Raw genomic sequence first — 10,054 nt, 5'->3', positions numbered from 1 at the left:
GGCGCGGGGAACTGCGCGACCAGCCACGACGAGACCCGCGGCCGCGAACCGGCACCCGACCCGCAACGGCGCAGAGCCGCCATCACCCCGCACCCCCGACCCGCGGCATGACAACCGTCGGCGACACCCCGTGCGTGGCCCGAATGGCCCGCTGCGCAGACTCCGGCAGAGTCGGCAGCAGCCTCAACACCCGCTCCCGCCGCCGCGCGACAGCGGCCCGCTCCCCCAGCCCCGGAGACGGCTGAAGCTGCGGCACAAGCTCCCGCGGCGCAGAAGCCGCAGAGCCGGAGCCAGAAGCCCCGGCCCCCGAAGCCTCAGCGGCCAGCGTCACCGCATCCTTCTCCTCCGACATCCCGATCGGCCCGACCACATCCGCCGTCAGGAACTGTCGCACCACGGGCTCCTCGCTCGTCAGCAGCACCTCGCGCGGCCCGAAGGTCACGAGGTTGTGCAGGTAGAGCATCCCCATGTTGTCCGGCACGGTCGCCGCGATGTCGAGGTTGTGCGTGACGATGAGCATGGTCGCGTCGATCTGCGTGTTCAGATCGATGAGGAGCTGCGAGATGAACGCCGTACGGACGGGATCGAGCCCGGAGTCGGGCTCGTCGCAGAGGATGATCTGCGGATCGAGCACGAGCGCCCGCGCGAGCCCGGCCCGCTTGCGCATACCGCCGCTGATCTCGCCGGGCAGCTTGCCCTCGGCGCCCAACAGGCCCACCACGTCGATCCGTTCCATCACGATGCGACGGATCTCGGACTCCTTCTTCTTCGTGTGCTCGCGCAGCGGGAACGCGATGTTGTCGAAGAGGTTCATGGAGCCGAACAGGGCGCCGTCCTGGAACATCAGCCCGAACAGTTTGCGGGCCTCCATGATGTCCCGTTCGGGACTGCGGGCCATGTCGACGCCGTCGACCAGGACCCGGCCACGATCCGGCTTGAGCAGCCCGATCAACGACTTCAGGAAGACGGTCTTGCCGGTACCGGACGGCCCGAGCATGACACTCACCTCGCCGGCCGGCAGGGTGAGGCTGACGTCCTGCCAGATCTGCTGCTTGCCGAAGGACTTGGTGAGGCCCTCGACCTGTACTTCGATTCCCATGTCACCTCCAGCAGGCACTCGTGTCCGCATGTGCACCGGGAGGCGCACGTTAAGTGGTTTGTCACTGCCGGGACAAGCAGTGCGGCACCGAATTCCGCCCGCCCGTCCGCCCTTTGTCACCGGCTGACAAACCGGCGGGAATTCCTTGTCATCGGATGAGCAATCGCATAGGGGAATCGGGTGGGGTCCCGTGCCTCCGGGGGGCTGGATTCACAGGACCCCACCCGCGGGGAATCCGATCCGGAAGGAGGAATCGGACCGAGCTGTCCCCGTGAGAACTCCAGGTCGGCAGGGGGTTGTCGACCTGGAGCCAAGCGGCCGCGGTTTTGACGCTACGGCCGAGTAACCTCGCCCGGCAATAGCACTCCACCAAGTTTCCGGCCGGTCGCGAACAGCGCATCTGTTCTTGTCAGCGCGGGATGAATGCGACCCGGCGCTTTGTCCGCGCCTGATGAAGCGCACGGCGCACACCCACCCCGCACCGGCGTCACTTCACGCCCGCGTGCCAGTACTGGGACAGCAGGGCCCCTTCGTTGGGCACCGCGGACGCCGGGCTCGCGAACGCCGCGACGTATGTCGACGTGTCGTTGAGGACGACGTTGTTCGTCCCGGACCCGGCCGGCAGTCCCGTCTTGAGGTTCACCGCCCAGTCCAGCGCGCCGAGCAACCCGCACCCGTTGGCGCCCGGAGCGGTGTACGCCGCGTCGCCCTGGGTGGCGCCGAGGGCGCTGATCTGGCCCATCACCCCGGTCGCGTTCGTGGTGCCGTCGGGGTCAAAGCGCTGCGTCTTCACCGCCGGCGCCGTCGTGTTCTGCGGCCTGAGCACGATCGGGTCCTTGGCCGAGCCGATGTAGCACTTGCTGCCGAGGAGCGGGTTCTCCAGTTTGATGCGGACGGGGAGGGCGATGATCGGCTTGCCCTGCGCGACGCCCGCGAGCAGCTGGAACTCGCTGGGGTTGTTGACCGATTCGATGGTGGCGTCGACCCGGTTGAGGGTCGCGTCGGTGATCTTCCTGCACAGGTCGCTGATGACGGGGATGTCGTCCGCGGGGCACATCAGCCCGAGGAGCCCGCCCGGCAGCTGGGCCGAGTCCGCGACGAGCGCGCCGCCCGCGGGCGACACGACGGTGGTCGTCCCGTCCGCGTGCGTGAGCACACCCGCCTGGAGGTCGGTACGGCCCGTGGGGACCTGCGTGTTGCCCAGTTTGATGGAGCCACTGGCCGAGCTGGAGGCGATGCAGATCGCGATGTCCTGCCGGCCGTCGGCGGCCAGCATGGCGGGATCGTCGACGGGGCAGCGGGTGAACGGCGCCCAGGCGCCGTTCAGCTCGGTGGCCGCCGAGGACGGGGTCACGGACGCCAGCGTGGCAAGCGCCGTCGCGGCGACCAGCACCGAGGCGTTTCTGAGCTTGGGCATGGCGGACTTCCCTTCACAGAGGTCGAATGCGCACGAGGAGGGAGGGGGCGCCCCGGGACGTTACTGGCGGGAAACCTTGCGCGGCAATGGCCTCGTTGACAGGTTTTCCACTACTCGCGCGTTCAGCAGAAAGTGAGCAGAACGCCGGCCGTCCTGCTCGGCGCATGAGTAATTCCCGGCGCTCCACACAAAGTCCTCACCCCTCGACAAGAACCAGCCCCGCGTTTAGGCGCGGACGGACAAGAAAACCGGCGAGTTCTCGCGCGGGGGAGGAATCTCGCGCCACTCCATTGCACGCCGTGGTTACTTGCTCGTAACGTCCCTCTGGAAGGCGACGGACAGCCGCTGCTCATCCAGATCCGTGTTGTCCGTGTGGAGTTGAGCCATAGCCCGCCCTGCCTCTCTGCCGGGCGGCGCATTCCATCTCGTACGCCACCATCCCTGGAGGGATTTCTCGTGCGCAGACTTGTCCGCAACACCGCTTTCGCCACCGTCGCACTCGGCGCGGCACTCGGCCTGTCCGTCACCCAGGCCTCGGCCGGGGCGCTGGCCACGTTCACCGTGACCGGCGGCGGCGACTACACGGCCCATGCCGTCAACCCGACGCTCTCGGTGCCCGCGACCCAGCTGCAGTGCGACTCCTCGGACGCGTCGGGAACGATCAAGGACGGCTCCGGACTCGCCGGCGCGGGCATCGGCACCGTCGACGACATCTCCTTCAACAACTGCTCGGTGGCGGGCATCCCCTTCGACGTGACGCCGAGCGCCCTGCCGTGGTCGATCAACCTCGAGAGCATGAACGGCACCGACGAGGCCCACGGCAACATCACCGGGATCAGCGCCACCATCACCGGGATCGGCTGCGACGCGACGTTCTCCGGCTCGGTGGAGGGCTACTACCAGAACAGCACCCACACCCTGCACGTCACCGGCGGCGGCACGCTGGCGGCCGAGGCCGGCGCCAGCTGCCTCGGGCTGATCAGCGAGGGCGACCACGCGGAGTTCATCGGGGACTACGTCCTGGACCAGACCCCGGTCGTGTCCTCTCCGTGACCCCGTGACGTTCTGCTCCGTCCCGTTCAGCCCGCCGCCGGTCGGTCACCGGCGGCGGGCCCGGCCGCGTCCAGGGGCCGGCCGTACAGCACCGCACAGGGGAGGTCCGCAGGATGACAGCGCAACGGCGGCAGGGCGGCGGGCGCGGCAGCGTCGCGCGCTCGCTACGGGTGGCACCGATCGCCTCGGTCGTGCTCGCCGCGGGTCTGCTCTCGGGGCCGGGCTCGCACGCGGACGAAGGGCAGCCCACCGCGCAGATCGCCTACGACTGCGCGGTGCCCGACCCGCCGCCGACGACCTCGGACCCGTCCGGGGGCGCGACGGATTCCGCCGGCGGTTCCACCCCGTCCGCCGGGGACTCCACCGTGCGCGCCTCCGTCAGGATCGGCACCCAACTGCCCCTGACCGCCGCGCCGGGCCGCCCGATCCGGCCGGGCACCGTGACGGTGGAGGCGGCCCTGCCCTTCGACGGCCTCGCGGGCCTGCTCCCCCCGGGTGCGAACGGCCTGGCCTCCGACGGGGCGCTCGGCGTCCGCATCCAGCAGGGCAAGGCATCGGCGGACGCCACCTGGTCGGGGCTGACGGCCGACGCCGCCGTTCCTCCGTCGGACGGCGCGGTGCACCTCGCGGCCACCGGCGAGGCCCCCACCATCACGGTGAGCGACGCGGGAGACGTGGACCTCCACGCAGGCTCGCTCGCCCTGAAACTCACCCCGTCGACCGACGGTGTACCCGCCACCGCGTCGTCCTTCACCCTCACCTGCGCCCCGGCCGACAAGGATCCGGCCACGACGCGACTGGCGCACATCAGCGTCCCGGACGGCAGTACGGGCACGGGTGAGCCGTCCGCCTCGGGCGCCCCCGACAGCCGCGGCACCCGGCGGGACGGCATCGCCGTGGCCCCCCAGGAGGACGGCCCGACCGGCGCGAGCACCTGCGGACCGGCCCCGACCGGAGTACCGGACCTCAGCCAGATCCCGGACCCCCTGCCGGGTACCGTCCTGGGCCCGCTGAAGCCTCAGCCGGGCATCCGTGCCTGCGCGTACGCGGTGGGCCTGAGCACCATCAAGAAGCTGGACGGCTCCATGGTCATCAACGATCCGGCCAAGGAGCCGGGCCTGATGAACGTCCGCGCGAGCATGCAGACCCAGGGCTCGATCGCCCCCGGACCCTTCTACTCACGCATCGACAACCTGGGGGAACTTGCCCTGCCCGACGCCGAGTCGACCTTCCTGGGGTTCGGTTTCACCCCCGTCACCGCCAAGGCCTCGTTCGAGAACGAGCAGATCACCATCTCCACCGGCACCATCGGCTCCTCCCCCAACGCCAAGCCGTTCGCCGTCGCCACGTTCCTCCAGTCGCTGCGCCTGCACGACGTCGAGGTCAACGGCACGCCCCTGGACGTCGGTCCTGACTGCCGCACCACCAAGCCGTACCGGGTGACGCTGCGCGGCGACTTCACCTCGACGACCGGTCGCTACATCAACGTCCTCTCGGGCGGCATCCTCAAGGGCATGGTCGACATCCCCGCGTTCTCCGGCTGCGGCACACACGGCGAGGATCTCGACCCCCTGTTCACGGCCTCGATCAGCGGGCCGGACAACTACATCGTCATGAACCAGGCAGTGACCTGCCTCCCCGACTTCCCCGGCACCCCGCAGTGCCCGCCCGTCATCCCGCCGCTGCCCGGCGACGAGGCGCGCTGACACCCCCTCACTTCCAGCCAACCGCCGCGCAAGTGGTGTACACCACATTCAAGTTGCTCTACTTTCACAGGAGTTCCCAAAGGTACGCACCTGACGGTCACCGCAAGGACCGAACGGGCCACCCCTCAGGCCCTCGCGGACGCCCGTCCCCCCACCGGGCGCCAGACGCGGAGGACCGTGCCATGCCGCAGCGCGTACAACCCCCTGAAGTGAACGAGCCGCTCGGCCCGCTGCCCCCGGAGTTCGCCGCGATCATGCGGCCCGAACTGCCCGGACTCATCAAGGAGATCCGGGTCGAGGTGACCCGCGCGTACCCCGAGTACGCCCACCTCCTCAACGGTCCGAACGCCGCCGCGATCCGCCAGGGCGTCGAGCACGCGCTGTCCGCGTTCGTCGACCGCGTCGCCGACCCGGAGGCCCCCTCGGCCGTACGCGACGAACTCCTGCGCAAGTTCGGGCGGGTCGAGGCCTACGAGGGCCGCGACCTGGAGACGCTTCAGGGCGCCTACCGTCTCGGCGCCCGGGTCGCCCTGCGCCGCGCCAAGACCATCGGCCGGCGCTACGACCTCTCCCCCACCCTCCTGCTCACCTTCGCCGACGCCCTCTTCGCGTACATCGACGAACTGGGAGCGCTCTCACGCGAGGGCTACCAGGAGGTGCAGGGGCGATCGGGCTCGGCGCTCGACACCATGCGAAGACGGCTGCTCCACCTGCTCCTCGCCGGAACGCCGCTCAACCACGCGACCATCACGGAGCTGTGCGAACAGGCCCACTGGACGCTTCCCGACGAGGTCACCCTCATCGCCCTGCGCGCACCGGTCCCCGAGCACATCCAGGCCTCCCTCGACGGCGATGTCCTCGCCGATCTCGGGGTCCCGCAGCCGCACCTGCTCATCCCCGGGCCGTTCACGCCCGCCCGCCGCGAGATGCTGGAGTCCGCCGCCTACGGCACTCCCCTCGCCCTCGGACTCACCATGCCGACAGCGCAGGCCGCCGACTCCTTGCGCTGGGCACGACGGGTCCTTCAGCTCGTCGACGACGACATCGTTGCCGACGCCCCCGTCCTCGACAGCGCCGACCACCTGGTCACGCTCTGGCTGCTGTCCGACCCGTCGCTCGTCACCGAGATCGCCCACCGCGAACTGGCCCCGCTCGACAAGTCCTCCGGCACCCGCCGCACCCGCCTCGTCGAGACGCTGCACGCCTGGCTGACCACGCGCGGCACCGCGGACCAGGTCGGCGACGCCCTCGGCGTCCACGCCCAGACCGTCCGCTACCGCCTCCGCAATCTGGAGGCCCACTTCGACGGCCAACTCGACGATCCGGACCGCCGGTTCGCCATGGAGGCGGCGCTACGGGCCCTCCACCTCCACGACGGGGGCGTCACACACTGACCTTCTGTGCCTCACCCGCGTCACTGTCCGGCTGCGACCCGGGGTCTTTCGGCCGGCGGGGGCCGGTTCTCGCCCGGGGCCCCTGGATCACGTACGTCAGGAGGAAGCCGAGGCCGACGACGGCCGCGCCGCCGACCGCGTCGAGGACCCAGTGGTTGCCCGTCGCGATGATCGCGGAGACGGTGAACAGGGGGTGGAGCAGGCCCAGGGCCTTGAGCCACCACTGGCGGGCCAGGACCGCGATCACGATGCCGCACCACAGGGACCAGCCGAAGTGCAGGGACGGCATCGCGGCGTACTGGTTGGTGAGCTGGGTGAGCGTGCCGTAGTCGGGCTGGGAGAAGTCCTGGACGCCGTGGACGGTGTCGATGAAGCCGAGGCCCGGCATCAGGCGCGGCGGGGCCAGCGGGAACGCCCAGAAGCCGACGAGTGCGAGCAGGGTCGCGAAGCCGAGCGCGGAGCGTCCCCAGCGGTACTCGGCGGGCCGCCGGACGTACATGAAGGCGAGGACCGCGAGCGGGACCACGAAGTGGAAGGACGTGTAGTAGAAGTTGAAGAAGTCCTTGAGCCACGGGGCGTGGGCGACGACTCCGTGGTTGATCGCGTGCTCGATGTCGATGTGCAGGAACTGCTCGACGGAGTGGATCCGGTGGCCGTGGGCCTCGGCGGTGGCGCGGCCGCCGGAGTTGGTGCCGCCGGTCGCGGCGAGCCGCACCTGCTGGTAGGCGGAGTAGCCGACGCGGATCAGGATGAGCTCGAGAATCAGGTTGGGGCGGCTGGTGACCCGGCGCAGGACCGGCAGGAGCGGGACCCAGGACCAGCGGGCGGGGGCGGGCGCCGCGTAGTCGGTGGGGTGCGGGGTCGCGTAGAGCGGTGAGGTGCGCGCGAGGAACGGGACGACGACGGCGGCGGCGAGCGCGGCGATGAGCACGACGTTGTCCCGCACGGGGTTCAGGAACGTCATGTTCGGCAGCATCATCGTCGCGGGCAGCGTGAGCGCCAGGACGACGAGGACGGGCCACATGTAGCGGTCGGAGGCGCGCTTGCCGACGCGGCCGACGACGGCGAGCAGCACCCACAGGAGCTGGTGCTGCCAGGTGGTCGGGGAGACGGCGACCGCGACGCAGCCGGTGACGGCGACCGCGAGGAGCAGCTGGCCGTCGCGGGCGTAGCGGACGGCGCGGCGCAGACCGAGGACGGCGACGGCGGCACCGAGCGCGAGGAAGAGGGCGATCTCGCCGGGGCCCTGGATCCCGAGGCGGAGCAGCATGCCGTGCAGGGACTGGTTCGCGGTGGCGGCGGGGTCGGTGGCGAGGCCCGCGCCGGCGAGGTGGTGGACCCAGTACGTCCAGGAGTCCTGCGGCAGCGCGGCCCAGGCGAGGGCGGTGGCGGCGGCGAAGGTGCCGAGCGTGCCGGCGGCGGCGCGGCGGCGCCCGGTGCACCACAGGAGCGGGGCGAACAGCAGGACCGTGGGCTGGAGGGCGGCGGCGACACCGATGAGGACGCCGGAGGTCTGTTCGCCGCGCTCGCCGCGGACGACGAAGCAGCCGAGCAGCACGAACAGGACCGGAATGATGCTGGTCTGGCCGGTGGTGAAGGTGTTGCGGACCGGCAGGGACAGCATCAGGAGGCTGATCGCGACGGGGGCGGCGAGCAGCGAGGTGCGGCGGGCGACGGGCTGCGGCAGGGCGCGGGCGGCGATCATCCCGAGGGCGACGACGAGCGCGAGGGAGCCGAAGGTCCAGCCCCAGCCGAGGGCCTGCTCGGCGGCGACGGAGAAGGGTCTGAGGACGAGCCCGGAGAACGGGGTGCCGGTGAACCGCTCGGATCCGTCGGCCCCGTCGTAGAGGGAGCCGCTGACGTGCAGGACGCCCTCGGGGCCGATCCAGGTCTCCAGGTCGGTGAGGCGTTCGCCGCGCGGTGTGGACAGGACGGCGACGAGCTGGCGGGCCGCGAGGAGCGCGGCCAGCAGCCACAGGAGGGCGCGTGCGGCGGTCAGCCGCCCCGTGTCCCCTCCGCCGGCCGGGGCCACCGGTCCCGTCACGGGTCGTCCTGTCCGCTCCGCGTTCGCCACGTGCCGTCGGCCTCCAGCCTCGGTCGGCGCCCGCGCACGAACGCCCGTTCCATCCCTGAATCCTCCCCCGTGAGCCGTTTGCAGGCCTCCCCAGAGGTTCGCACCGCCCCGTACCGAAGACGCGGGCAACCCCCGGTTCACCTGACTTTCCACCGGAATCCGGCCGGAAGACGGCGCCGCGAGGCCGATTCCGTTGCGTGCTGCACGGATCGGTTCCGCGACAAACCTCACAGCGAGGCGGTCGAGACGGGGCTGCTCGCGCCCACATCTGCCCAGGCCAGGCCGGGTATCGCAACGGAGCGACGCGGAGCGAACACTACCCGTTACCGCCCGGTCCGCCCCTATCGTCCCTTCAGGGCCGTTCCGCGTGAACGGCCCTTGCCCGTGTCCCCCACGAAAGGCAGGCGAGCGAGACCTTGTCGTCCACTCTCTCCGTCGCCCCCGGTACCAGCAGGTCCGGAGCCCCCGCGGCACCGGACCACCGCACCTCCGCCGAGCAGCGGGATGTCACCGTCACGGATCCGTCGCTGGTCAAGCGCGCGGTCAAGGCGGCAGCGCTCGGCAACGCGATGGAGTGGTTCGACTTCGGCGTCTACGGCTACCTGACCGCGACCCTGGGCCACGTCTTCTTCCCGACCGCCTCCAGCACCGCGCAGGTCCTGTCAACGCTCGGCACCTTCGCCGCGGCCTTCCTGGTCCGCCCGATCGGCGGCGCCTTCTTCGGCCCGCTCGGCGACCGCATCGGCCGCCAGAAGGTCCTCGCCATCACCATGATCATGATGGCGGCGGGCACGTTCGCGATCGGCCTGATCCCGTCCTACGGTGCCATCGGCGTGTGGGCGCCCGTGCTGCTGATCGTGGCCCGCATGGTGCAGGGCTTCTCGACGGGCGGCGAGTACGGCGGCGCGTGCACGTTCATCGCCGAGTACGCGCCCGACAAGCGGCGCGGCTTCTTCGGCTCGTTCCTCGAGTTCGGCACGCTGATCGGCTACGTGGCGGGCGCGGGCCTCGCCACCGCCCTCACCACGCTGATGTCCTCCGGCGACCTGTACGGGTGGGGCTGGCGCATCCCGTTCCTCATCGCGGGCCCGATCGGTCTGGTCGGCCTGTACGTGCGGATGAAGCTGGAGGAGACCCCGGCCTTCCAGAAGCTCGCCGAGGAGGCCGAGGCCAAGCAGAAGTCCCAGCCGAAGCCGAAGCTGCGCGACATGTTCGTCGGCAAGGGCGCGGGCAACGCCATGATGCTGTGCATCGCCCTCGTCCTCGTCTTCAACGTCACCGACTACATGCTCCTGTCGTACATGCCGACCT

General features: G+C 70.7%; 7 protein-coding genes. 4 read left to right on the top strand and 3 right to left on the bottom strand.

Features of this window, described 5'->3' with window-relative positions:
• Window positions 1–82: 82 nt before the first annotated feature.
• Window positions 83–1,099, bottom strand: a complete 1,017-nt coding sequence (locus GTW43_RS34340) for an ATP-binding cassette domain-containing protein (protein ID WP_161305880.1) — start codon at window positions 1,097–1,099, stop codon at window positions 83–85.
• Window positions 1,100–1,586: 487 nt separating this feature from the next.
• Window positions 1,587–2,516, bottom strand: coding sequence for a hypothetical protein (locus GTW43_RS34335; protein WP_161305879.1), 930 nt, complete (start codon window positions 2,514–2,516; stop codon window positions 1,587–1,589).
• A gap of 456 nt (window positions 2,517–2,972) precedes the next feature.
• Here GTW43_RS34335 and GTW43_RS34330 point away from each other — a divergent pair, with 456 nt between their 5' ends.
• From GTW43_RS34330 to GTW43_RS34320, 3 genes are all read left to right on the top strand, one after another.
• Entirely contained in the window at window positions 2,973–3,569 is a 597-nt protein-coding gene (locus GTW43_RS34330) for a hypothetical protein (protein ID WP_161305878.1), read from the top strand.
• 113 nt (window positions 3,570–3,682) lie between these two features.
• Window positions 3,683–5,275: a DUF6801 domain-containing protein gene (locus tag GTW43_RS34325; RefSeq protein WP_161305877.1), complete on the top strand. Its 1,593-nt coding sequence runs from the start codon at window positions 3,683–3,685 to the stop codon at window positions 5,273–5,275.
• A 182-nt stretch (window positions 5,276–5,457) separates the two neighbouring features.
• Complete coding sequence (locus tag GTW43_RS34320) at window positions 5,458–6,669, top strand: helix-turn-helix domain-containing protein (protein WP_161305876.1); 1,212 nt, start codon at window positions 5,458–5,460, stop codon at window positions 6,667–6,669.
• Here GTW43_RS34320 and GTW43_RS34315 read toward each other — a convergent pair.
• Window positions 6,659–8,713 carry a bifunctional glycosyltransferase 87/phosphatase PAP2 family protein gene (locus GTW43_RS34315; RefSeq protein WP_343246203.1) on the bottom strand — a complete coding sequence of 685 codons (2,055 nt, stop codon included), beginning with the start codon at window positions 8,711–8,713 and terminating at the stop codon, window positions 6,659–6,661. The two genes, GTW43_RS34320 and GTW43_RS34315, sit on opposite strands and share 11 nt — an antisense overlap.
• Window positions 8,714–9,159: 446 nt before the next feature.
• On the opposite strand from GTW43_RS34315, the gene GTW43_RS34310 reads away from it, so the two are divergent.
• On the top strand, window positions 9,160–10,054 hold an 895-nt coding region (locus GTW43_RS34310), incomplete at its 3' end, for an MFS transporter (RefSeq protein WP_161305874.1).

It is taken from the genome of Streptomyces sp. SID5785, assembly GCF_009870065.1.
Taxonomy (GTDB): Bacteria; Actinomycetota; Actinomycetes; order Streptomycetales; family Streptomycetaceae; genus Streptomyces.
Note: the sequence above shows the minus strand (reverse complement) of the source record. Positions and strands in the feature narration are given on the sequence as shown.